Here is a 23,969-nt window from a genome sequence, read left to right on the forward strand (position 1 = left end):
TTTCTATGAGAGTCTTGTAATCGGAAGTCATGCGATACGTGACATACGTTCTCACACCGCCGCGGGGATACTTCGATCGGGGCGCGGAGCGTCTCCGCGAGCTGGGGGTCACGTTCGAATCCATCCGAAACATCGATCAGCTCAACGATGGAACGATCATCACGCAAAAGATAGTTCGAGGGGACAGAGCGGCCGTCGAACGCGCGTTAGCGGAGACCGGGCCGGAAGTCGTCGACTATCAGCTCACCGACGCCGGTGAAACGACGATCCTGCAGTTGCACTATCGGCCCAGCGACCTCACGCTGGAGTTGCTCGCGATCCACAACCGACACGCCGTGTTGCTGGACTACCCGCTCGAGTACACGGGCCCGGAGAATCGGTGTCTTCGCGTCTCGGAGATCGGTCGCGAGGAAGCGCTGCGTCGTGTCATCGAGGAAACTCGGTCGCTCGTCGATGTCGAAATCGAGCGCCTCGGAACGTACGATCCGTCCGACGAACGGCCGTTCACCGAGCTCACGGACCGCCAGCGGGAAGTGTTGCGCGTCGCGGTCGAGGAGGGGTACTACGAGGAGCCGCGACAGGTGACCTACGAGGACATCGCCGTCCGACTCGACTGTTCTGCGGGAACCGTTGGGCAGCACCTCCGCCGGATCGAAGCCCGGCTCATGTCGACGCTCATCGGGAATACCAACCGCATGGAGACGGAACCAGAACGCGATCCGACGCCGACAGGTCCGTCCCGATGAACGCTCGTGCCGTCACATCGCACGGCGTGCACGCGCCTCGATCACCGTCTCTGCATCGGTGACGGATCCGTTGTCGCATCCCTCGCGATCGGGAACGAAAGGCGAACCGTCGTTCCGTTCTTGAGGGGGTCAGCGAAGGAGAGTTCACCACCGGTCGTGTTGACGATCCAGTTGACGAGCCACAGTCCGAGCCCGGAGCCGTGTTCCAGCGGCGTTTCTCGGCCGCCGAGGATCGTCCGCCGTTCGGTCGCCGGAATTCCCGGCCCGTTGTCGGTTACCGTAAACTCGAGCCGCGACGAGTCGTCGGACTCGACGGTCCGGACGGTGATTTCGACGGTCGGTCCGTCAGCGGCGCGGTCGGACGTTGCGCCGCGTCCGTCGGCTGATCGCCCCGTCGTGTTGTGCTCGATCGCGTTGTCGACGAGTTCGGTGAGCGCGTCGATCACGACGTCGTTGATGGTCGTCGCTGATCCGCGCTCGGCGATCTCGATCCGGGAGACAATTGCGGCGTCCGGATAGGACGCTCGTGCCCGATCGGCGACCCGTCGGACCGCCTCGGCGGCCTCGATCACGTCGGCGTTCCCGTGTCGATCGAGCGCTCGTTCGACGCTGCGAGCTTTGTCGGCCGTCGTGAGCAGGTCGTCGATCTCTTCGCGGATCGGGCGGACGTGTCGCCGCTCGAGTTCGGGGGACCGATCGGCGATGAGGTTCGCGTGGCCACGGATAACGGTAAACGTGTTCCGGAGGTTGTGCCGGAGCACTCGGTTGAGCACCTGAATGCGCTGTTCGCGGTCCCGTTGGTCGGTCACGTCCCGGACCACGACGACGTATCCGTCTTCGAGGGTGCTCACCGTCACGTCCTGTGGAAACGTCGTGCCGTCCGTTCGCTTGCCGGTTAACATCCCCCGCCAGTAGCTCCGATCGGACAGTGCAGGGACGACCTCCCGTTCGACTCGGCGTTGTGACTCGCTCGTGTACACCGTGTGCCACGGTCGCTCCGCGAGGGCGGACTCGTCCTGCAGTCCGTAGAGCGCGGCGTACGCGTCGTTGATGTAGACGTGACGACCGTCGACGACGACTGCGATGCCGTCCATCGAGGCGTCGATGGCCCGCGAGAGCCGTTTGTTCTCGCGGTAGTGCTGTGCGAATTCGACGTAGACGTGACCGAGGACGATTCCGAGACCGAGGCCGACGCTCAACGAGATGAGTACCGGCTGCATCAATCCGCCGGTGACATCTATCCCCATCCGAAGCGAGAAGAGATAGATACTGCACAGACAGAAGAACGCGAACACGATTCCACAGAGACACGAACAGATCGTAACGATACTCGCCCGATCGACCCCCTCAACGTCGTCGTGAGATCGGAGTCCGTACCAGACGTGCCCGCCACCGATCACCGTCGGCAGTGCCAACTCGAGCGCGAGGAGGTCGTACGGGCCGCCGACCGTCAACGCGTACGCACCGACGATTCCGAGCAGCCCGAGACCGACGAGCGTCACTGCATTTCTTCGGACGGAATCGATCGGGCGACGAGTGAGTGTCCCCATCGAACTCGTTTACGGTTTCTCAACCTCGCTCATTAGTGAATTGGCACATTCGTTGACACGAGTGAGATCCGAATAGCGGACCGATATCCGCGGACTCGACGGAGTGGCGAATCGACACGAGCGGCGTTCCGCGGGCGGTTCGGCGTCATTCGCGGCGACTGACGCGTACCCGATAGTATATCCGACACACTCCGGTAGCTCCGGTATGGTGACGGTCCTCGTCGCACTTCGAGATCGACTGCTCGTCTGTCCGAGCGACGGAATCGAGCCCGACCGGTGGGTCACGACGACGCGACTCGAGGGGAGCCGTCTCGAGTGCGTCGCGGCGGCCCCCGACGCACCGGCTCGCTCCGTCGTCGGGACGGTCGACGACGGCCTGTTCCGAAGCACTGACGGCGGCGAGACGTTCGCTCGCCTCGAGACCGAATTCGTGGCCGAGGGGCCAGCGGGCGTTCAGGGAGACGAGGGCAACGGGACTGTCGGCCGTGAGAGCGATCCCGTGATGTCGGTGACGATCAGCCCGCACGATCCGCAGGTCGTCTACGCCGGTACCGAACCCAGCCGCGTCTACCGCTCCCGCGACGGTGGCGACTCCTGGACCCGTCTCTCGGGACTACTCGACCTCCCCTCGGCCGACGAGTGGTACTTCCCGCCGCGGCCGGACACCCACCACGTCCGCTGGCTCGCGGTCGACCCGTTCGATCCCGACCGCCTCTACGTGGGGATCGAGGCCGGCGCGTTCGTCTACACCCCCGACGACGGCGACACGTGGCACGAGCGGCCCGCCGGTTCTCGGCGGGACAATCACAGTCTCGCGACCCACCCCGATCGCGAGGGGCGACTCTACGCCGCGGCCGGCGACGGCTACGCCGAGAGCGACGACGGCGGCGAATCGTGGCGTCGGCCGCAGGCGGACCTCGAGCACCGGTATTGCTGGTCCGTCGTCCCCGATCCCGGCGAGCCCGACCGCGTCATGGTCTCGAGCGCCAGCGGCGCGTCGACGGCCCACACCGCGAGCAGGGCGGATTCGCACGTCTATCGCAGGGACGGCGTCGATTCGTCGTGGGAACGGCTCGAGGGGCGCGGTCTGCCGACCGGCGAGGGCGTCGTTCGAGCGGTGTTCGCGACCACCGGGGAGCCGGGTGTCGTCTTCGCGGTAAACAATCGCGGACTCTTCCTGACGCGGGACTTCGGCGACTCGTGGGAACGAGTGGGGGTCGACTGGCCCGACGGATTCGAAGATCAGACGCCGCGTGGACTGGTCGCGCTGCCCTGAGTCGTCACTGGCCGCCGTCTTACTCATCCGCGGGCAACAGATCCCGAGCGCGAGGGGATCCCTCGAGCGGCGACGATGCGAACCGATTCGGTCACCGGCGCGCTGGTGGGTCGCTTCGAAATCCTTTTAGGCGCTACACGGGGATAGTAGGGTAACTGAGTGATATCATGGACGTCGACATCATCTCCGAAACGGAGAACCCCATGTTGCATCGAACTGACGTGACTTTCGAACTCTCCCACGAGGACGCGACGCCCGAGCGACTGCAGGTTCGGGACAGCCTCGCGGCGAAGTTGAACAAAGACGCCGGCGAGGTCGTCATCCGCAAACTCGACACCAAGTTCGGGATGCGCAAGACCGTCGGTCAGGCGAAGGTCTACGAGACGGCCGACTACGCCCGCGACGTCGAGCAAGACCACATGCTCGAGCGCAACAAGATCGGCGCGGACGACGCGGAAGCCGACGCCGACGCCGAAGCCGAACCGGAGGAAGCCTAAATGGCGCACTACGACCTCTACGGCGACGACGGGAGCACCGAGGGCGAACTGTGCCCCCGTTGCGGTGACGTCTTCCTCGCCAACCACGGCGACCGGAAGCACTGCGGGAAGTGCAGCTACACCGAGTGGGAATAATCCCCGACCGATGGGCGACGTGCCGAATACGGATGTGGCACGTCGAACGCCGGTAACAGCCGCTTTTCAGCCGTGACTGACACCGTCCGTATCCTCGGGATCGAAGGCACCGCCTGGGCCGCCAGCGCAGCGGTCTTCGACGCCGAGACCGACGACGTATTCATCGAGACCGACGCCTATCAGCCCGAGAGCGGCGGCATTCACCCTCGAGAGGCGGCCGAACACATGCACGACGCGATTCCGCGCGTCGTCGAACGGGCCCTCGAGCACGCTCGCGAGACCCACGACGGGCACGCGACGGAGGCATCCGTCGACGTCGACGAGCGCGGCTCGTCGGGCCAACAGGCGGCGCCTGTTGACGCCGTCGCCTTCTCCCGCGGCCCCGGCCTCGGCCCCTGTCTTCGCGTCGTCGGGACGGCCGCTCGAGCGCTGAGTCAGGCGCTCGAGGTGCCACTGATCGGCGTGAACCACATGGTGGCCCACCTCGAGATCGGCCGGCACACTTCCGGCTTCGACTCGCCGGTGTGTCTCAACGCGAGCGGCGCGAACGCACACCTGCTGGCCTACCGCAACGGCCGCTATCGCGTCCTCGGCGAGACGATGGACACCGGCGTCGGCAACGCGATCGACAAGTTCACCCGCCACGTCGGCTGGTCCCATCCGGGCGGGCCGAAAGTCGAGGCGGCCGCGAAGGACGGCGAATACGTCGATCTCCCCTACGTCGTCAAGGGAATGGACTTCTCCTTTTCGGGGATCATGAGCGCCGCCAAGCAGGCGTACGACGGCGTCTCCGCGAGCAGTGCGAGCGGAGGCTCGTCGGACGAGCGTCGCGAGTCCGGCGGTGGGGTGCCGGTCGAAGACGTCTGCTACTCCCTCCAGGAGAACGTCTTCGGCATGCTGACCGAAGTCTCGGAGCGCGCCCTGTCGCTGACCGGCAGCGACGAACTCGTCCTCGGCGGCGGCGTCGGCCAGAACGCCCGCTTCCGAGAGATGCTCACGGAGATGTGCGCCCAGCGGGGTGCCGAGTTCCACGCGCCCGAGCCCCGCTTCCTGCGAGACAACGCGGGAATGATCGCGGTCCTGGGCGCAAAGATGTACGAAGCGGGCGACACGCTCGCGCTCGAGGACTCGCGCGTCGACCCCGATTTCCGACCGGATCAGGTTTCTGTTACATGGAGATCCGACGAACCCGAACTCGCGGCCGGGCGCAGCGTGAGTGCGGCGGCCGATGAGCAGGTTCGCGGTGCCGAAGCGCTCGTCACCCTCGAGCCGGATGCGGGCCGCGTGACGAAACGCCGCGAGACCAAGACCTACCGCCACCCCGAACTCGACGAACGGCTCCGCCGCGAGCGGACGACCCTCGAGGCCCGACTGACCAGCCTGGCCCGCCGCGAGGGCGTCCCGACGCCCGTCCTCTCCGACGTCGATTCCCGCGAGGCGCGCCTCGAACTCGAGTACGTCGGCGACCGGGACCTCCGGGAGGGGCTGACCCCCGAGCGGGTCCGCGACGTCGGCCGCCACCTCGCGGGACTGCACCGAGCCGGATTCGTCCACGGCGACCCGACGACGCGAAATATCCGTCTCGCTCCCGAGCGGACCTACCTCATCGACTTCGGCCTCGGCTACCACACCGATCACGTCGAGGACTACGCGATGGATCTCCACGTCTTCGACCAGAGCCTCGTCGGCACCGCCGACGACCCCGAGCCGCTCCGCGAGGCGGTCCGGGACGGGTATCGCGAGGTCGGCGAGGAACGCGTGCTCGAGCGCCTCCGAGACGTCGAGGGGCGCGGTCGGTACCAGTCGGACGCCTAACAGCGAGGATGCGTGAACGACGACGCGGACACGGAACGGCGCGTAACGACGGGAACGCGGAACGACCCGGGATCACAGCCGGCCGCTCGCACCGATCGTCGCAGCACACAATACTCTTAATAGGGGAGGACGTATCACCCGCCATGGCAGAGAAGCCGACTTCCGGTGAGATTCTCGGGGTACCGTACAACTTTGAACGACCGAGCATCGGCCGCATGCTCTCGTCGTACTGGCAGCCCGGCGAAGGGATGCTCGTGGAGAAACCCTTCGGCGTCGGCTACACCCTGAACCTCGCTAACTGGCGATCGTGGGTCGTCGTCCTCGTCGCCGGCGGCCTCCTGTGGCACCAGGAGCAAAGTTCGTCCGACGAGAGCGAGGATCGAGCGGACGAACCCGTCGAAGTCATCGTCGACGATACGGACGACTGAACGGCGCTCGATTCGATTTCTCGCGGCATCGATACCTCGATCAGCGATCGACTTCGCCCATGATGCAGTCGAGACTGCCGATCGCGGCGACGAGATCCGGAATGTACTCCCCCTCGGCGATTTCGGGGAGTACGGAGAGGTTCGAGAAACACGGGCTGCGGATCTTGAATCGGGCCGGCGTGTCGGAGCCGTCCGCGCGGATGTAGATTCCGAGTTCGCCCTTCGCCCCCTCGACAGCGCGGTAGGTCTCGGCCCCCGCGTCCGGTTTGAGCGTCCGCGGAACGTTGCTCTGGACCGTGCGCTCGTCGTCGGGCCAGTCTGCGAGCAGGTCGAGACACTGCGCGATGAGCTTCGCCGACTCCTCGACCTCGCGCATTCGGACGAGGACGCGGCTGTAGTTGTCGCCGTCGGGTTCCGTGATGACGTCCCACTCGAGGCGGTCGTAGTAGCCGTACGGATCGTCCCGGCGGAGATCGTAATCGATCCCGGAGGCGCGGGCGACCGGGCCGGTGCAGCCGTACTGCGTGGCCACCTCGCGCTCGAGGACGCCGGTATCGATACAGCGGCGCTGAAAGATCTCGTTGGTGACCAGCAGGTCGTGGTACTCGTCGATCTTGGCAGGGAGCCCGTCGAGGAAGTCCCGCGTTTCCTCGATGAACTCCGCGCGGGGTTCGGGGAGGTCCCAAGCGACCCCACCAAGCCGGAGGTAGTTGTACATCATCCGCTGGCCGGTCAGGTCCTCCAAGCGGTCGAGGACGAGTTCGCGGTCGCGGATGGCGTACTGGAAGGTAGCGGTGAACTCGCCGAAGACGTCCAGCGCGTAGGTGCCAAGCGAGATGAAGTGGGAGGCCAGCCGCGAGAGCTCGGCCCCCATCGTCCGAATGATCTGCGCGTACTCCGGGACCTCGAGGCCCGCAAGATCCTCCGCGGCGCGGGCGTAGGCCCACTCGTTGCACAGCCCCGACATCCAGTCCCAGCGGTCGGGGTAGGGCATGATCTGGTGGCGGTAGGTGCCGTTTTGGCACATCTGCTCCTCGCAACGGTGGATGTAGCCGATATCGGGATCGATGTCGACGACCGTCTCGCCGTCCAACACCGCTTTCACGTGCATGACGCCGTGGGTCGACGGGTGGTGCGGACCGATATTGAGGAACATCGTCTCCGACGCGGCGTCGTGCTCGTCGCCCGCGATCGGGTTCGCGTGCTCCGAGAGGGCGACGACCTGTGGCTGCTCCTGGTCGTATGCCAGCCCCAGCGGATGGCCTTGCCACGTTTCGGGCAGTAAAATCCGCCGCAGGTCGGGGTGGCCCTCGTACTCGATCCCGACGAGGTCGTAGGCCTCGCGCTCGTGCCAGTCGGCCGTCTCGAAGACCGGCGCGGCGGACTCGCTGACCGGGTCGTCGATCGGCGTCGGGACGACGACGCTCACCTCTCGAGTCGGATCAGCGTAGCACTTCAGGTGGTAGATCGTCTCGAACCGGTCGGGGTACTGCTGGGCCGTCACGCAGGAGCAGTGGTCGAACCCAGCTTCGTCTCGCAGCGTCGTGAGGACGTCCCGAACCTCGTCCGGCCGGATCACGAACGCGGGCGCATTCTCGTGATCGTCGCGACCGAGAACCGCGTCGCCGAGCAGGCTCTCGAGGTCGATCTCCCCCGCCGAACCCTCCGTCCCGGTCGGCCGGGACTCGAGCGTCGAATCCGATGACATACTCGGCCATTCGGAGACGGAAGGCGAGTCGGTTCTGCGTCACGAGCTAGGCTATTTATATATGCAGCCCGGACCCTCCGGCCGTGAAGACCGTTCGGCTCACGCTGCGCTACGACGCCGAGACGATCCATCCGATGCACCGGTTCGTCGCCGACAGCGACGCGTTCGATTCCTATCGGATGATCCACGGCAACCTCGTCGGCGACGACGACAACACCTTCATCTTCTACGTCGTCGGCGATCCGGACGCCTACGCGGCAGCGATGGAGCGGACCGAGGAGGTCGGCGAGTACGACCTCAACCGGACCGGCGACCGCTCGTTCACCGTCTACGTGCGCGACGTTCCGGAAGATGTCGACGAGCGACTGCTCGAGAGTCTCACAAAGGGAAGCCTCGTCGTTCTCCCGCCGATCGAGTACCGATCCGACTGGACGATCCGCTTTTCCGTCGTCGGCGAGTCCGAGGACCTCCGGCGCGCCCTTGAGGAGATTCCCGAGGGAATCGAGGCGACCGTCGGTCGCGTCGGCGAGTACGACGGCAACGACGCCGCGGTCGGGGCGCTGACCGACCGCCAGCGCGAGGCGCTGCGGGTCGCTCGCGAACTGGGCTACTTCGACGTCCCCCGCACCGCGAGCGTCGAAAACGTCGCCGCGGCGCTGGACTGCGCGCCCGGCACCGCGGCCGAGCACCTGCGGAAGGCCGAAGCGACCGTGATGAACGCGCTCGAACTGTAGACTCGAGGGGGAGCCGACCGTCCCGCGCGGCGCAACCGACGACGCTTTGCCGTCGCCGCCACGTCGCTCGCACATGGCCATTCGATTCGTCACCGGGAACGAGGGGAAAGTCCGCGAGGCGCGAGAGTACCTCGAGGGAGTCGAGCCAGTCGAACAGGTCGAGTACGACTACACCGAGATCCAGAGCGACTCGCTCGAGGAGATCGCGGCCCACGGCGCCCGCGAAGCCTTCGAGGAACTAGGGAGCGACGAACCGGTACTCGTGGACGACGCGGGACTCTTCGTCGATTCGCTGGGCGGGTTTCCGGGACCGTACTCGGCGTACGTCGAGGACACCGTCGGCGTCGAGCGACTCTGGCGACTCGCGAGCGAGGAGGAGAACCGCCGCGCGCAGTTCCGGACCGTACTGGCCTACGTCGACCGAAACGGAACCGAGACGTTCGCGGGGTCGGTCGCCGGCACGCTCGTCGCCCCCCGCGGCGAGGGCGGGTTCGGCTACGATCCGATCTTCGAGTACAACGGCCAGACGATGGCCGAGATGAGCACCGAGGAGAAGAACGCGATCTCGCATCGCGGTCGCGCGCTGGCGGCGTTCGCGGAGTGGGACGCCGGACGCGACGAGTGACCGTCGAACATCACCTTCGTCGTCAGTATACTGAAGGGAACCGATGCCGGGCGGAGCGACGTGCCCGTCCTGGTCGTTCCGGCGGGGGATCGATCGGCCGAGGACGCGTTCGACTACGACCGGGTTCTCGTGCCGACCGACGGGAGCGAAAATGCCGCCGCGGCCGCTCCCCACGGAGCCGCGGTGGCCCGACGGTACGGCGCGACCGGCCACGTGTTGAGCGTCGTCGACCTGCAGGCGGCAGGCGGCGCGTTCAACGCCGGCGGCCTCGAGAAATCGTTCGTCGAACGGCTCGAGGCGCAGGGGATGGCGGCCGTCGACGAACTCGCGGACGAGATCGAGGAGAGAGACGCCGACCTCGAGCTCGAAACCGACGTCGTCCGAACGACATCGTTCGACGGCGTCGCCGCCGGGATTCGCGAATACGTCGCCGAGCACGACGTCGATATCGTCGTCATGGGGTCGCACGGCCGATCGAATCTCCGGCGGCAGCTACTGGGCAGCGTCACCGCGACCGTGCTCCGGACGGTCGACGTCCCGGTACTGGTCGTGACCCGGTCGGAATCCCCGGCTGCGGTCGAGAGAAACGAGTGAGTGAAACCGTCGTCGGGGCCGCCTTCAATCGTCGTTCACTGCGTCCGCGTCCCCGGACCGCGATTCGTCGCCGTCGTTCGCCCCGTTGTCGGCTGCGGTCGCCTCGCCGTCACCGTCGTTCGCCTCGCTGTCGACGCTGACGCCCTCCCAGTCGTGATCCGCGTGGTACCCCTCGCGGGCTTTCGCGCTGGGAGCGACGCGGATGAACTCCGCCTTCTCGCGGGCCGCCGGGATCGTGTGGCCGCCGCAGTAGGAGAGGCCCGACTGGATGCCGGCGCGGAACTCCGCGACGACGTCGGCGACCGGTCCCTTGTACGGCGTCAGCGCCTCGACGCCCTCGTCCGCGCGAACGTCGCTCTCCTTGTCGTCGCGCTTTTCGGCGGCGGTGGTGGTCGCCATTCCCCGCGAGCGCTTGTACCGCGTGCCGTCGACCTCGACCACCGCGCCCGGCGCTTCCTCGGTGCCGGCGAGGAGGCTCCCCGCCATGACGGTGTCGGCACCGGCCATCAACGCCGTCACCGCGTCCCCGGAGGTTCGAACCCCGCCGTCCGCACAGATGGTTACGTCCAAGTCCGCCGCCGCCGTCGCGCAGTCGTCGACCGCGGTCAGTTGCGGGACGCCCGCACCGGCGACCTTCCGGGTAGTGCAGTGTGAACCCGGCCCGATACCGACCTTCACGCAGTCGGCACCGGCGGCCGCGAGGTCCTCGACGCCCGCGGGCGTCGCGACGTTGCCGGCGACGAGATCGGTGTTCGGGAACGCCGCTCTGAGCCGCTCGACGGCCTCGAGCGTCCGCTCGAGGTGGCCGTGTGCGACGTCGATCACGAGCGCGTCGACGCCGGCCGCGACCAGGCCGTCGCTGCGGCCGACGTAGTCCTCGTTGATTCCGACGGCGGCGGCCACCCGTTCGTCAGCGGCCGTCACCCGCTCGACCTGTGCGGCCTGTTCGTCCGGCGAGAGAAATCGGTGGATGACGCCCACTCCGCCGGCCCGCGAGAGTTCGATCGCCAGTTCGGCCTCCGTGACGGTATCCATGGCGGCGGCGACCAGCGGCGTCTCGAGTTCGACGCTCGGCGTGAACGGCGTCGAGAGATCCACGTCGTTCCGACTGTCGACTGGCGAGCGCTTCGGGACGAGGAGCACGTCACCGTAGCTCAATCCGGTGCGAAGATCGTTCATTGCCCCTCAGTACTGCGGGTTCCCGTCGGATAAGGCTCTCGGCGTTCGATCAGTTCGTGCGAACCCGCTCGCGGTGCTGTAGTCGCTTCGCGAGCCGGACCGCCGCGGCTACGCTCGGGGATCCCGATCCGGTCCCGGGTACTTGCCACCCTCGACGGCCACGTACAGGCTCTCGGGATCGAAGAGGCGGGCGAACGCGTCCGGCGGACGGACGCTGACGGACACCCGCGGCTGGAGCGTGAGCCCGGCTTTCGCCGATCGAAGGCGCTCGTCGTACGAGAGGAGGTGCGCCGCCTCGCCCCGATAGGCCGAGGCCAGCGCTGGGTGGTCTCCCTCGGGCTGGTCGACCGAGACGCGCTCGGCCTCGAGGCGCTCCCGGTGATCGGCGGCGAGGGTCGGATCGGCGAGTTTCGACACGAGCCGTTCGGTCTGTGCGAGCAGCGGATCGCTCGCGACCAGTTCGACCCAGGAGTGGCGGCGGACGTGGTCCAGCGCCTCGCGCGCGTCGCCGCCGATGAGGAGATCCGCCGCGAGCACATCGGCGTCCGCGACGACGCGCGCGGGGTTCGGCTCGTCCCGCTCAGGCATCGCTCTCCTCCCGGATCGCCTCGAGTTCAGTTCGTATCGCCTCGAGATCACCCTCGTACTCCGCCCCGCGGTCGAAGAGGTCTGCCCAGCTCGTAGCCATTGGCGGCGGTTGGCGCTACGGAATCAAAGGTCGTCCGGCTCACGTTCTCCGATTAGGGCCTTCGGACCGCTCACGACTGCCGCGAGAGCAGCCAGAACGCGACGGTTCCGAGGACGAACGCGATACCGACGTTGCCCACGAGGCCGACGACCCCGACCCCCGCGACGAGCGCGAGCGCCCGGAGATCGTCGACGGGCGCGAATGCCGCTCGAGCCAGCTCGAGTGCGACGACGACGAGTAGGACGCCCAGGATGGCCATCGGGAAGGCCGCGAGGACGGCCCCGGCGGCGACCAGCGCGAGCGCGAGGTAGCCGAGCCCGAGCAGGACGTTCGCGCCGCCGGTTCGCGCGCCGAAGGCGTGTTTTCCGGCGAGGCCCCCGCTCCCGTGACACATCGGCACGCCGCCCAGCGGGATCGCCGCGAGGCAGGTGACGCCCATACTGCTCGAGAGCGCGTCCGGCGAGACGTCCCGGTCGTAGAGGTCGCCACAGAGCAGGGCGGTCGCGATGGCCGCGTTCCCGACCGTCATCCCGAGCTGAGCGACGGTCCCCTCGAGCGCCGCCGCGCTGAACGACGGCGACCCGGCGGGAAAGACTGCGAGGGTCGGAACCGTGGGCGTCGGAACGCCGGCCGTCGCGACGGCGACGACCCCGCCGAGGCCGAGGACGACCAGCACGCTCGCTCTCCGATAGCCGACGAGCGCGAGCAGGCCGACGACGGCGAGCCCGCCGGCTGCGACCGGCAGGTTCCCGATCGAGAGGTCGACGGCCGCCTCGAGCAGGAGGAGGGCCACGGCGAACTGGACGCCGCGGATGACCGGTTCCCCGACGACCCGCTGGAGCCGCCCGACGAAGCCGAGTTGTCCGACCGCGAGCAGGACGCCGCCGGCGAGCAACCCGGCGGCTGCGAGTTCGGCGTGCGTGAGCGCGCCGACGATGGCCAGACCGACCAGCGCCTTCATCGGCTCGACGGAGAGGGGCATCCCGTAGTAGACGCCCCAGAAGATCTGGAAGACGCCGAAGCCGATCAGCACGTGGGGCAGTGAGACGCTCGTCGTCGCCCCCAGCGCCACGAGCAGCGGCAAGACCGTAACTGAATCACCTAGCGCACCCGTCAGTTCGTTCGCGGAGAACTCGAGGTCGATGTCGGCCCGTGACCGGATCGAGTACGCCATCTATCACCGATAATTCGGGGACGGTATTCACTCTTGTCTGTAATCTATACCGGTTTCGTGACGCCGCGATCGATAGTGACTGTGGTTACGGTACTGCCGTTCGAAATCGGCGACGAAGCGCGTTCGATCGGGGTCGCCCCTCGAGTCACGGTCGGAAAGACCGACTCTCGACGAGCCGTCGTGCCGGGGCGCGGTCGACGCGGATCATCACCGCTAAGACCGCTCGGTGGGACCTGCCGGCCGTGAGCGACCTCGGAAAAATCGACCGCGCGTTCTTCGATCGGCACGTCGCACCGAATCTCGGTGCCGACCGCGACGACGTCGCCGTCGGCCCGACCCACGGCGTCGACTTCGGCGTTCTCGATATCGGCGGTCGGGCGCTGGTCACCGCCACCGATCCGCTCTCGATCCTCCCCGCGCTAGGCCTCGAGCGGGCGGCACGGTTCGCACTCGACCTCGTGCTCGCGGACGTGGCCGTCAGCGGCGTGGCCCCGTCCCACCTCTCGGTCTGTTTCACGCTCCCGGAGGGGATGACCGACGACGAGTTCGCGACGGTCTGGGAGACGATCCACGCGGAGTGCGTCGATCTCGGCGTCTCGGTCGTGACGGGTCACACGGCGCGATACGCGGATGTCTCGCACCCGTGGGTCGGCGCTGCGACCGCGATGGGCGTCGGTGATCACGACGAAATCGTCCGCCCCGACGGAGCCCGCCCCGGTGATCGACTCCTCCTGACGAACGGCCCCGCCGTCGAGTCGGTCGGTCTCTTGAGCACGCTCTTCGGCGATCAGCTAACCCTCCCGAACGACGTGATCGCGGACGCACAGGACCGACTCGAGGAGGTCTTCGCCGTCCGCGACGCTCTCACCGCGGCCGCCGCGGGACCGGTGCGGGCGATGCACGACGTGACCGAAGGCGGCCTCGCCGGTGCGCTCAACGAGATGGCGGACGGCGCGGGCGTCCGGTTCGCGGTCGACCGCGCAGCAGTCCCGATGCGCCCCGGCGTCCGCGAAGTGTGCGATGCCCTCGCGATCGACCCCTGGGCCGCGACCAGTTGCGGCTCGCTCCTGCTCGCGGTCGACCCCGGTGGCGTCGACGACGTACGTGGGGCGCTCGAGTCTCGGGACACTTTTATCACCGAAATCGGCCGCGTCGAAGCCGTGGCGGGCGAGGGCGGAGAGGTCGTCGTGGACGGAGATCGGCTCGAGCATCCCACCGTCGATCCGTCGTGGGACGCGTACGCCGCGCTCGCCGAGGAGGCGACCGAGTAGCGCGATTCGAAGCCCAGGTCGGCGGTTCGCGCTCGACCGGCGGGAGCGTCGGCGACCGCCGGATCGTTAGTGACCGCCGGATCGTCAGTGAGAGACGACGGTCGGGCAAGAGCTACCCGTGTCGGGGGACTAACGATACCGAGACCGATGCGTGATTTCGAACGCCTGAAGGCGGCGATCATCGACGAACTCGAGCGGGAGCCACACACCCACAAATCGCTCAGGCAGACGATTTCGGACGAACACGATTGCAGCGAGAACGATGTCAGTCAGGCGATTTCTGCGCTTCACGACGCTGGAGTGATCGAACACGAACAGGGGTTCTTCGTACACGCGACCGACTAACTCCCGCCGCTCCAGCTCGAGGACGATTCTCAGCTTCGCTGACCATCATCGCTTAGTATAACCCGGGAATACGATTCCGTATGCGAACACCAGCACCCGAGAGCCGGCCGGTCGCGCTGACGATCGCGGGCAGCGACTCCGGCGGCGGCGCGGGGATTCAGGCAGACCTCGCGACGATGGCCGCCCACGGCGTCTTTGGCACGTCGGCGATCACCGCCGTCACCGCCCAGAACACCCGCGGCGTCGACTCCTCCCACGTTCTCCCGATCGGGGAGATCGAGGCCCAGCTCGCGGCCGTCACCGACGACTTCGCCGTCGGCGCGGCGAAGACCGGGATGCTCGCGACCGCGGAAATCGTCCGAACCGTCGCCGAGCGCGCGAGCGAGTTCGATTTCCCGCTCGTGGTCGATCCCGTGATGGTCGCAACCGCCGGCGACCGCCTGCTCGAGCCCGAGGCCGAACGCGCCTACGAGGAGTTGCTCGGCGAGGCGACGCTGGCGACGCCCAACGCCGACGAGGCCGAGGTGCTGACGGATATCGCCGTGGTCGACGAGGAAACGGCTCGCGAGGCCGGTGACGCGATCCTCGAGACCGGCGTCGACGCCGCCCTCATCAAGGGCGGCCACGTCCCCGGCGAGCGCGTGCGGGACGTGCTCGTCACGGCGGACGGCGCTCGAGCGTTCGAACACCCGCGCGTCGGCACGGAGGCGACTCACGGCTCGGGCTGTACGCTCGCCGCCGCGATCGCGGCCCGCCTCGCAAACGGAGAGGCCCTCGAGCGCGCAGTAGCGGGCGCGACCGACTTCCTCGCGCGTGCCGTCCGATACTACTACGATGTCGGTGAGGGCCACGGCGCGGTCAACCACATGGTTCCGCTGCGCAACGAGGCCGCGCGGGAACCGACCGCCGAGGAGGTCCAGGCGATCGTCGACCGATTCGTCGACGCCGACGTCTCTGCGCTGGTTCCCGAAGTCGGGATGAACGTCGTCGGCGCGACCCCCTACGCCGAATCCGTCGCCGAAACCGCGGCTATCGAGGGCCGTATCACGCGAACGCTCTCGGGCGTCCAGCCCAATCGCGGCGTTCGGTTCGGGGCCTCGAGCCACGTCGCCCGCTTCCTCCTCTCGGCGCGGGAGTTCGTCCCCGACCTGCGATTCGCGGTCAACTGCCGGTTCGACGCGGACGTAGAGGACGGGCTCGAGTCCCTCGAGTGGCCCGTCGCGGAGTACGACCGCGGTGAAGAGCCGACGGCCGTCAAGGAGGCCGAGGGGAACACGATGGGGTGGGGGGCTCGGCAGGCCTTCGCGGATCGCGACGAGCCACCGATCGCGGTCATCGACCGCGGCGATGTCGGGAAAGAGGCGCTCGTCAAACTCGTCGCCGCCGATCCCGAGACGCTCGCCGATCGGACGCTAGCGCTCGATCGGGAGGTGACGGAATGAGCGCGACCGATTTCGACGCGGACGACCTCGATGTCGGGGTCATCCTCCCCCAGTACGGCACCGATATCGGCACGGTTCGGGACACCGCGCTCGAGGCCGAATCGCTGGGCTACGACGCGGTCTGGCTCGAAGACCACTTCCAGTCGTGGATCGGCGACCCGCGCCGATCGACCCACGAGTGCTGGACGACGCTGAGCGCGGTCGCCGAGGCGACCGATGAGGTGCGACTCGGGACGCTCGTGACCAGCCAGTCCTACCGCCATCCGGCCCTGCTCGCGAAGATGGCGGCGACGGTCGATCGGGTGAGCGAGGGGCGACTCGAGTTGGGTCTGGGCGGCGGCTGGTACGAAGCCGAGTACGACCACTTCGGCTACGAGTTTCGGGAGCCGCCGGCGGAACGGCTCCGCCGGCTCGCCGAGACAGTCGAGATCCTGCAGGGACTCTGGACGAACGAGACGTACAGCCACGAGGGCAAGCACCACGAGATCGACCTCGAGGACGCGTTCTGCGAACCCCAGCCCGTTCAGGACCCCCACCCGCCGATCTGGATCGGCGGCGGGGGCGAGGCGTTTACGCTGCGTTACACCGCCGAGCTGGCCGACGGCTGGAACTACGGCACCCTCGAGCCCGAGGGCTTCGCCGAAAAGCTCGACGTGTTGCGCGAGCACTGCGAGAGCGAGGATCGGTACGAGGAGATCCGGAAATCCGCCGAGCTATTCGTCTTCGTCGGCGAGACGACCGAGACAGCGACGGAAAAGCGCGAGGCGTTCGCCGACGAGATGCTCCCCGACGAGCCGAGCGAGCCCCGCGAGTTCTTTCTGTCGGCGTACCTCGAGACGGCTCCGACGGGGACGCCGGCGGAAGTCCGCGAGCGGCTTGCAGCGTACGCCGACGTCGGGATCGAGGAAGTCATGCTCGCGATTCCGGACGCGGCCGGCGAGGACGACGAGAGCCTGCGGTTGCTGGCCGACGGACTCGTCGATTGATCGCGGAACCGGCTGCCGCCGGGCGTCGGCGGCTGGAGGACCGAAACGTCGATCTGGACCCTCGTTCAGCAGCAGAAATATACGGCCGGCGAGACTCTCTCTCGCTATGGGTGACACGTCGCCGACCGGTGGAACCAACGTCGAGGGCGAGTCGCCACAGCTCGAGGCGACGATCGAGACCGACGAGGCGACGATCACGGACGACGCCGAACTCGAGCGGACGCTCGGGCTCTCCGGTGGCCTCGCCATCGGGATCGGGACGATGATCGGTGCCGGGATTTTCGTCTTTCCGGGGCTAGCGGCCGGAGAGGCCGGTCCCGCGGCAGCGGCGTCGTTCGCCATCGGCGCACTCGTCGCGTTGCTGGTCGCACTGCCGGCCTCCGAACTCGCGACGGCGATGCCGAAAAGCGGGGGCGGCTACTACTATATTTCCCGTGCGCTGGGCACGCTCGCCGGGACCGTCGTCGGACTCTCGCTGTGGTTCGGACTGGTGTTCGCGACGGCGTTTTACCTCGTCGGCTTCGGCTACTACGCCGTCGATACGCTCGCCGAAGTCGGTGTTGCGGTCGGCGATGGGCTCGTTATCCCGCTGGCGCTGTTGTTCGGCGCGGGCTTTACCGTATTGAACGTCACGGGGACGGAAAACGCGGCGAAGCTGCAGAACGGTATCGTCGCGCTGTTGCTGTCGATTCTGGTATTTTTCCTCGGGTACGGCGGGCTCGACGCGGTGGGACTCATCGGCGAGCCGACCGCACCCGAACGGTTCGCACCGTTCGGAACGGTCCCCGTACTGACGACGGCGGCGCTCGTATTCACCTCGTATCTCGGCTTCGCGCAGGTGGCGACCGTCGCCGGGGAGATGAAGAATCCCGGTCGGAACCTGCCGCTGGCGATGGTCGGCTCCGTCCTCGTCGTCGGCGTACTCTACGTGGCGACGATCTTCGTCGCGACGAGCGCGTTCGGGAGCGAGCAACTCGCGGGGTTCGGCGAGACGGCGATGGTGGAAGTCGGCCGCCACTATCTGGGCGCGGCTGGCGCGTTCGCGATCGTCTTCGGCGGACTGCTCGCGACGATGTCGAGCGCCAACGCGTCGGTTCTCAGCACCTCTCGAGCCATCTACGCCGTCTCGAAGGATGCGCTGTTACCGCGACGGGCGAGCCGCATCAACCTGCGGTACGGCACGCCACACGTCGCGCTGGGAATGGCCGGCGGGCCGATCCTCGTGCTGGTCGCGACCGGCCGTGTGGAACTGCTCGCGGAGGTCGCCTCGTTTCTGCACCTCGTCATGTACGGACTGATCTGCGTGGCGTTGCTCGCGTTGCGCCGAAACGAACCGGAGTGGTACGACCCTGACTTTCGGGTCCCCGGCTACCCCGTCGTCCCGATACTCGGCGCGCTCGCCAGTTTCGCCCTGATCGGCTTCATGCAACGCACATCACAGCTCATCGGCCTCGCGATCATGATCGCAACCGCAGGGTGGTACGCCTACTACGCCCGCGACGTGACCCTGAAGGGGGTGCTCCAGTGATGCGAGTCCTCGTCCCGCTGGCGATACTCGAGGGCGAATCGGTCTCTGCCGGACTGCCGACGCTGCTCGGACCGATGGACGTGACCGTGCTGGGGTATCACGTCCTGCCCGAGCAGACGCCGCCTGACCAGGCGCGACTCCAGTACGAGGACCGTGCGACAGCCGCTCTCGACGACCTCGTGGCCGAGTTTGAGGCGGCCGGCGGGAGCGCCGACCGTCGTCTCGTGTTCACCCACGATCGGGAGCAAACGGTCGATCGGGTCGCCGCGGAGACGGCGGCGGACGCCTACGCCATCACGGGCGTGACCGGGCCGGTCGATCGCCTCCTCGTGACGCTGACGGGTGACGTCGCGGTCGACCGGATCTGCTCGTTCGTCGCCGAACTGGTCGACGATCGCGAAATCGGCGTCACGCTCTTTCTCGCGACTGACGACGAAGCGAGCGGCCGGGAATCGCTCGAGGCGGCCGGCAAAACCCTCTCCGAACGCGGCATCGACGTCGAGACCGAACTCGCGGTCGACGAGCCGCCGTCCGAGGCGCTCATCGATGCCGCGGTCAACTACGATGCTATCGTCATGGGCGAACGGGCACCGTCGCTCCGGTCGTTCATCTTCGGCGAAGAAGCCGAACGCGTCGCTTCCGGATCGGTCGGGCCGGTACTCGTCGTTCGGGGTGTCGAAGAACGCGACGATGCGGCCGAACGTCGTGACTGACCGTCCGGCCGTTCGCTACTCGTCGCCCTCGCCGTCTACTATTTCCTCGTCGACGTCGTCCGACTCGAGGTACTCCCCCCGAATGACGAGGACCGGATCGACCGTCCGCCGAGCGAGCCGTTCGGCACGGTCCCGAAAGACGAAGCGACGGACCGACGGCCGGCTCTCACCCGCGACGAGGAGGTCGTGATCGGCTGCGGCCTCGAGGATGGCCGCCGTCGGCGAGTCCCCGACGACGACCGTGCTATCGATCCGGTCTTCGTCGATCCCCGCAGCCAGCAGTTCCGACCGCGCCGTCTCGAGCAGTTCCACGCCCTCGTCTCGCCGCGATTCGTCCGTGACGACGTGAAAGAGCGTCAGTTCGAGGTCCGTTCCCGCGAGAATCGTCTCGAGCAGTCGGGCGATGTGTTCGACGTTGACGTCGCTTCGAATCGCGACGAGTATCGTCTCGAGGACCGGTGCCGGGTTGAGAACCAACACGGCGTCACACGACTCGTCGACGGCGACGCGTTCGAACGTTTTCAGTCGATCGTGGGTGAACGCCGACCGCGTCGTGACGTCACAGCCGGCGTCCTCGAACACCGTCCCGAGCTCCGCGAGTTCGGCTCGCATGCGGTCACCGTACTGGTCGCGCGCCTGATCCGGTCCCGTCTGGTCGGGTATTTCGCGATAGCCGAGCAGAACGACCGGAATCGAGGCGAACGCGTCGATGACCGTCGCCGGAACGGTCTGTCCCTCGAGGACATCAACTGGAATCAGCACGCGATGATCGCGAGGATCTGGCATTGCTGGGGTTCAGTCAGTCCTCCCACGGGATGCGTGATATATCCCCGCCGGACGCGTCGGTTCGCGAACCAATAGCTACGTTTTGGTGCAGCAATATCACGACACATGGTCGAGAGTCCATTCGACGTCGATATCGTAGTCGGCGAGGTGATCGAGGCCGAACCGTTCCCCGAAGCCGAGAAGCCGAAAATGACCAAGCTCTGGATCGACCTCGGCGAAAGGGAGATCCAGTCCGCCGGCCAACTGGACCACCACTACGACGCCGCGGACCTCGTCGGTCGACGAGTACTCTGTGCCACGAACCTCGGCTCGGTACGGATCGCGGGCTTCAAATCCGAGGCGCTGACCGTCGGCGTCCCCAGCGAGGAGGGGTATCCCGTGTTGGTGTCGCCGGACGACGACGTTCCCCTGGGCGGGACGTTGTACTGACCCGTCTCATCGCCGAACGGTAACCGTCGTCGGACCGGCCGAGCGTGTAGGCCGGACCCTCGAGCGTCCCGGGTGCCGTCCGCGGATCGATCGTCGCTGCACGCGGGCGAGTGGCCCGGACTGACGCACTCGTTGTACCCGCCGGTATCGCTTTAACTGCTCAATAAGTATACACAACAGCCCCGAAGAGCCTGTGTGGCGAGGCGGAGCGGGTTCAGTCGTTGCCAGCCGAACCGTCCGAACTTCCCGAGACATCACCGCCCCCTCGCCACTGGTCGGATATCGCTCCACCGTGGCAGAATCCACCCGGCGATTCCGATCACCCACCTACCACGTCCACCACACCGGATGGATTCGGCGTCGGCCTCCGGCCGACGCTTCCGAAACGAACATCCAACATATTTTGGGTAGGCGCTCGTTCTCGAGGTGACTGCAGGCGGTACGTCGGACTCGCGATCATCGAGACGACCAGACTCGCTACGGAGCGGTGTGATCGATCGCGCCCGACCACTTTCACCGCGGATCCCGCAGGGTTTTTGCGATGGAAGGACAGTCTCCGGATATGACCGAGGCGACGGGGATCGTCGGAGAGTTCTTCTCGTTGAAAGAGGAGACCGACGCCGAAATACTGACGATGCAGTGTGGCGATTTCTACGAGTTCTTCGGCGAGGACGCCGAGATCGTCAGCGATGAGCTCGACCTCAAAATCTCCCAGAAGTCCTCCCACGGCTCGTCGTACCCCATGGCCGGCGTGCCGATCGACGATCTGACGCCCTACCTCAAGGCCCTCGTCGAACGCGGCTACCGCGTCGCCGTCGCCGATCAGTACGAGACCGACTCCGGCCACGCGCGGGAAATCGTCCGCGTCGTGACCCCCGGCACCCTGCTCGAGACCAGCGACGCCGACGCCCAGTATCTCGCGGCGGTCGTCGACGACAGCGAGAGCGCCGGCGACTCGAGCGGCAGTTCGACGACCGATTCGGGCTACGGCCTCGCCTTCGCCGACGTGACGACCGGCCGATTCCTCGTCGCGGACGCCGCCGACGTCGACGACGCGCTAACGGAACTGTACCGCTTCGATCCGGTCGAGGTGCTGCCGGGACCCGACGCGCGAGCCGACGACGACCTGTTGAACACCGTCCGCGACCGGACCGACGCGACGCTGACCCTCCACGAAACCGAGGCGTTCGCGCCGAAGCGGGCGAGCCACACGGTTCGCGAACAGTTCGGCACCGAAACCGTCGACCGGCTGTCGGTCGCGGATCCGACCGTCGCGGCGGCCGGCGCGATCCTCTCCTACGTCGAGGAGACCGGCGCGGGCGTGCTCGCCTCGATGACCCGCATTCAGGCCCACCACGGCGACGACCACGTCACGCTGGACGCGACCACCCAGCGCAACCTCGAGCTCACCGAAACGATGCAGGGCGAGCGAGACGGGTCGCTGTTCGCGACGATCGATCACACTCAGACCAGCGCCGGCGGTCGCCTGTTGAAGGAGTGGCTCCAGCGACCCCGGCGCTCGCTCGAGAGCCTCGAGCGACGCCAGGAGAGCGTGGCTGCGCTCTCGACGGCGGCGCTGGCCCGCGACGAGGTTCAGGAGACGCTCGGCGAGGCCTACGATCTGGCGCGGCTCGCCTCGAAGGCCACTCACGGCAGTGCGGACGCGCGGGACCTGCTCGCGGTTCAGGAGACGCTGGCGGTTCTCCCGGCGCTGGCCGACGGCATCGCATCGAACCCGGACCTCGCCGACTCTCCCCTCTCGGGGATCGTCGATCGGCCGGACCGGGACGCTGCGCGGGAACTTCGGGAGACGCTCGAGGAAGCCATCGCCGACGAGCCGCCGTCGACGGTGACGCAGGGGGAACTCCTCCAATATGGGTACGACGACGAGCTCGACGAGGTGATCGATCGCCACGAGGAGATCAAGGAGTGGCTCGAGACGCTCGCCGACCGCGAGAAGGGGCAGTACGACCTGAGCCACGTGACCGTCGACCGGAACAAGACCGACGGGTACTACATTCAGGTGGGCAAGTCCGCCGCCGACGGCGTCCCGGATCACTACGAGGAGATCAAGACGCTGAAGAACTCGAAGCGCTTTACGACCGACGAACTCGAGGAGAAGGAACGCGAGATCCTTCGGCTCGAGGAGCGACGCGGCGACCTCGAGTACGAACTCTTCGAGGAACTCCGCGAGCAGGTGGCCGCGCGGGCCGAACTGCTGCAGGACGTCGGGCGGGCGCTGGCGACGGTCGACGCGCTCGCGAGTCTGGCGACCCACGCGGCCGAGAATCGCTGGATTCAGCCGGAGTTGCATCAGGGTGACCGCCTCGAGGTCGAGCAGGGCCGACACCCGGTCGTCGAGCAGACGACGGAGTTCGTTCCCAATGATGTACACCTGGACGAGGAGCGGGGGTTCCTCGTGGTGACCGGGCCCAACATGTCGGGGAAGTCGACGTACATGCGCCAGGTCGCCTGTATCGTCCTGCTGGCTCAGATCGGCAGCTTCGTTCCGGCGAAGGAGGCCGAGATCGGGCTGGTCGACGGCATCTTCACCCGGGTCGGCGCGCTGGACGAACTCGCACAGGGACGCTCGACGTTCATGGTCGAAATGAGCGAGCTCTCGAACATCCTCCACACGGCGACCGAGGAGTCGCTGGTCATTTTAGACGAGGTCGGACGGGGCACCGCGACCTACGACGGCATCTCGATCGCGTGGGCCGCGACGGAGTACCTCCACAACGAGGTACAGGCGAAGACCCTCTTTGCGACCCACTACCACGAACTGACCGGGCTCGCCGAGAACCTCCCCCGCGTCGCCAACGTCCACGTCGCGGCGGACGAACGTGACGGCGAGGTAACCTTCCTTCGCACCGTGAGAGACGGTCCCACCGATCGCTCGTACGGCATCCACGTCGCCGACCTCGCCGGTGTTCCCGGTCCCGTCGTCGACCGCTCGAGGGACGTCCTCGAGCGACTGCGCGAGGAGAAGGCCATCGAGGCGAAAGGCGGCGGCTCGAGCGACCCCGTCCAGGCGGTCTTCGATCTGGGGAGCGGAACGATGCAGACGCAGGGTGAGCAGGACCGGGCGCAGGCACGGGCGGCATCGACCGACGGCGGTCCGATGGATCCCGATTCCGACACCGGATCGTCGGATGACGACTCCGACACCGAATCGTTGGCGGGCGACTCCGACAGCCAACCGATCGATCCCGACACCGAAGCCGTTCTCGAGGACCTCGAGTCGATCGACGTGAACACGACGCCGCCGATCGAACTCGTCTCGAAAGTCCAGGAGTTACAGGAGCGACTCGAGGAGTGAG

22 protein-coding genes and 1 pseudogene are annotated in these 23,969 nt (G+C 67.2%); 17 read left to right on the forward strand and 6 right to left on the reverse strand.

From position 1 onward, the window contains the following. Positions 1 to 29: 29 nt before the first annotated feature. Positions 30 to 746: a helix-turn-helix domain-containing protein gene (locus LDH74_RS13510; RefSeq protein WP_226039237.1), complete on the forward strand. Its 717-nt coding sequence runs from the start codon at positions 30 to 32 to the stop codon at positions 744 to 746. A 41-nt stretch (positions 747 to 787) separates the two neighbouring features. On the opposite strand, the gene LDH74_RS13515 is transcribed toward LDH74_RS13510, so the two are convergent. Beyond that, entirely contained in the window at positions 788 to 2,248 is a 1,461-nt protein-coding gene (locus LDH74_RS13515; RefSeq protein WP_226039238.1) for a PAS domain-containing sensor histidine kinase, read from the reverse strand. Positions 2,249 to 2,501: 253 nt separating this feature from the next. On the opposite strand from LDH74_RS13515, the gene LDH74_RS13520 reads away from it, so the two are divergent. The 5 genes from LDH74_RS13520 (at position 2,502) to LDH74_RS13540 (ending at position 6,447) form a co-directional block, all read left to right on the forward strand. Next, complete coding sequence (locus tag LDH74_RS13520) at positions 2,502 to 3,572, forward strand: hypothetical protein (protein WP_226039239.1); 1,071 nt, start codon at positions 2,502 to 2,504, stop codon at positions 3,570 to 3,572. Between the two features lie 167 nt (positions 3,573 to 3,739). Continuing rightward, positions 3,740 to 4,069 carry a 30S ribosomal protein S24e gene (locus tag LDH74_RS13525; RefSeq protein WP_098725640.1) on the forward strand — a complete coding sequence of 110 codons (330 nt, stop codon included), beginning with the start codon at positions 3,740 to 3,742 and terminating at the stop codon, positions 4,067 to 4,069. Then, positions 4,070 to 4,204, forward strand: a complete 135-nt coding sequence (locus LDH74_RS13530; RefSeq protein WP_098725639.1) for a 30S ribosomal protein S27ae — start codon at positions 4,070 to 4,072, stop codon at positions 4,202 to 4,204. It begins immediately after the preceding gene. Positions 4,205 to 4,276: 72 nt separating this feature from the next. Next, on the forward strand, positions 4,277 to 6,019 hold the full coding sequence (locus LDH74_RS13535) for a bifunctional N(6)-L-threonylcarbamoyladenine synthase/serine/threonine protein kinase (protein ID WP_226039240.1): 1,743 nt from the start codon (positions 4,277 to 4,279) through the stop codon (positions 6,017 to 6,019). Positions 6,020 to 6,162: 143 nt separating this feature from the next. Then, positions 6,163 to 6,447, forward strand: a complete 285-nt coding sequence (locus LDH74_RS13540; protein WP_226039241.1) for a DUF5808 domain-containing protein — start codon at positions 6,163 to 6,165, stop codon at positions 6,445 to 6,447. Between the two features lie 40 nt (positions 6,448 to 6,487). Here the strand turns inward: LDH74_RS13540 and LDH74_RS13545 are convergent, their stop codons facing one another. Continuing rightward, a complete protein-coding gene (locus LDH74_RS13545; protein ID WP_226039242.1) occupies positions 6,488 to 8,155 on the reverse strand; it encodes an NADH-quinone oxidoreductase subunit D in 1,668 nt (555 codons plus the stop codon). A gap of 83 nt (positions 8,156 to 8,238) precedes the next feature. Between LDH74_RS13545 and LDH74_RS13550 the strand changes: the two genes are divergently transcribed. From LDH74_RS13550 to LDH74_RS13560, 3 genes and pseudogenes are all read left to right on the forward strand, one after another. Further along, the gene (locus LDH74_RS13550; protein WP_226039243.1) at positions 8,239 to 8,889 is read left to right on the forward strand and encodes a helix-turn-helix domain-containing protein; all 651 of its coding nucleotides are present in this window, start codon (positions 8,239 to 8,241) and stop codon (positions 8,887 to 8,889) included. 73 nt (positions 8,890 to 8,962) lie between these two features. Next, on the forward strand, positions 8,963 to 9,514 hold the full coding sequence (locus LDH74_RS13555) for an XTP/dITP diphosphatase (RefSeq protein WP_226039244.1): 552 nt from the start codon (positions 8,963 to 8,965) through the stop codon (positions 9,512 to 9,514). A 51-nt stretch (positions 9,515 to 9,565) separates the two neighbouring features. Then, positions 9,566 to 10,108 (forward strand): annotated as a pseudogene (locus LDH74_RS13560) (universal stress protein); the annotation flags it as partial. Positions 10,109 to 10,132: 24 nt separating this feature from the next. On the opposite strand, the gene LDH74_RS13565 reads toward LDH74_RS13560, so the two are convergent. The 3 genes from LDH74_RS13565 to LDH74_RS13575 form a co-directional block, all read right to left on the reverse strand. Continuing rightward, entirely contained in the window at positions 10,133 to 11,287 is a 1,155-nt protein-coding gene (locus tag LDH74_RS13565) for a guanosine monophosphate reductase (protein WP_226039245.1), read from the reverse strand. A gap of 108 nt (positions 11,288 to 11,395) precedes the next feature. Continuing rightward, a complete protein-coding gene (locus LDH74_RS13570; protein ID WP_226039246.1) occupies positions 11,396 to 11,875 on the reverse strand; it encodes a hypothetical protein in 480 nt (159 codons plus the stop codon). Between the two features lie 170 nt (positions 11,876 to 12,045). Continuing rightward, the gene (locus LDH74_RS13575) at positions 12,046 to 13,149 is read right to left on the reverse strand and encodes a putative sulfate/molybdate transporter (protein ID WP_226039247.1); all 1,104 of its coding nucleotides are present in this window, start codon (positions 13,147 to 13,149) and stop codon (positions 12,046 to 12,048) included. Between the two features lie 242 nt (positions 13,150 to 13,391). Between LDH74_RS13575 and LDH74_RS13580 the strand changes: the two genes are divergently transcribed. The 6 genes from LDH74_RS13580 to LDH74_RS13605 all read left to right on the forward strand — a co-directional run bounded on the left by LDH74_RS13580 (position 13,392) and on the right by LDH74_RS13605 (position 19,434). Beyond that, positions 13,392 to 14,420, forward strand: coding sequence for an AIR synthase family protein (locus tag LDH74_RS13580; RefSeq protein WP_226039248.1), 1,029 nt, complete (start codon positions 13,392 to 13,394; stop codon positions 14,418 to 14,420). Positions 14,421 to 14,567: 147 nt separating this feature from the next. Then, entirely contained in the window at positions 14,568 to 14,765 is a 198-nt protein-coding gene (locus LDH74_RS13585) for a hypothetical protein (RefSeq protein ID WP_226039249.1), read from the forward strand. A gap of 80 nt (positions 14,766 to 14,845) precedes the next feature. Beyond that, positions 14,846 to 16,207: a bifunctional hydroxymethylpyrimidine kinase/phosphomethylpyrimidine kinase gene (thiD, locus tag LDH74_RS13590; RefSeq protein WP_226039250.1), complete on the forward strand. Its 1,362-nt coding sequence runs from the start codon at positions 14,846 to 14,848 to the stop codon at positions 16,205 to 16,207. Continuing rightward, positions 16,204 to 17,193 (forward strand): TIGR03560 family F420-dependent LLM class oxidoreductase, encoded by a 990-nt coding sequence (locus LDH74_RS13595; protein WP_226039251.1) that lies wholly within the window; start codon positions 16,204 to 16,206, stop codon positions 17,191 to 17,193. The genes thiD and LDH74_RS13595 overlap by 4 nt, the downstream gene beginning before the upstream one ends. Before the next feature lie 106 nt (positions 17,194 to 17,299). Continuing rightward, positions 17,300 to 18,721 (forward strand): APC family permease, encoded by a 1,422-nt coding sequence (locus tag LDH74_RS13600; protein WP_226039252.1) that lies wholly within the window; start codon positions 17,300 to 17,302, stop codon positions 18,719 to 18,721. Then, a complete protein-coding gene (locus LDH74_RS13605; protein ID WP_226039253.1) occupies positions 18,718 to 19,434 on the forward strand; it encodes a universal stress protein in 717 nt (238 codons plus the stop codon). The genes LDH74_RS13600 and LDH74_RS13605 overlap by 4 nt, the downstream gene beginning before the upstream one ends. A gap of 15 nt (positions 19,435 to 19,449) precedes the next feature. On the opposite strand, the gene LDH74_RS13610 is transcribed toward LDH74_RS13605, so the two are convergent. Further along, the gene (locus LDH74_RS13610; protein ID WP_226039254.1) at positions 19,450 to 20,220 is read right to left on the reverse strand and encodes a universal stress protein; all 771 of its coding nucleotides are present in this window, start codon (positions 20,218 to 20,220) and stop codon (positions 19,450 to 19,452) included. A gap of 105 nt (positions 20,221 to 20,325) precedes the next feature. On the opposite strand from LDH74_RS13610, the gene LDH74_RS13615 reads away from it, so the two are divergent. Both LDH74_RS13615 and mutS read left to right on the forward strand, forming a co-directional pair. Then, positions 20,326 to 20,649 carry a tRNA-binding protein gene (locus tag LDH74_RS13615; RefSeq protein ID WP_226039255.1) on the forward strand — a complete coding sequence of 108 codons (324 nt, stop codon included), beginning with the start codon at positions 20,326 to 20,328 and terminating at the stop codon, positions 20,647 to 20,649. 562 nt (positions 20,650 to 21,211) lie between these two features. Beyond that, positions 21,212 to 23,968 (forward strand): DNA mismatch repair protein MutS, encoded by a 2,757-nt coding sequence (gene mutS / locus LDH74_RS13620; RefSeq protein WP_226039256.1) that lies wholly within the window; start codon positions 21,212 to 21,214, stop codon positions 23,966 to 23,968. Position 23,969 lies beyond the last annotated feature (1 nt).

Source organism: Natrinema sp. DC36 (assembly GCF_020405225.1).
Lineage (GTDB): Archaea > Halobacteriota > Halobacteria > Halobacteriales > Natrialbaceae > Natrinema.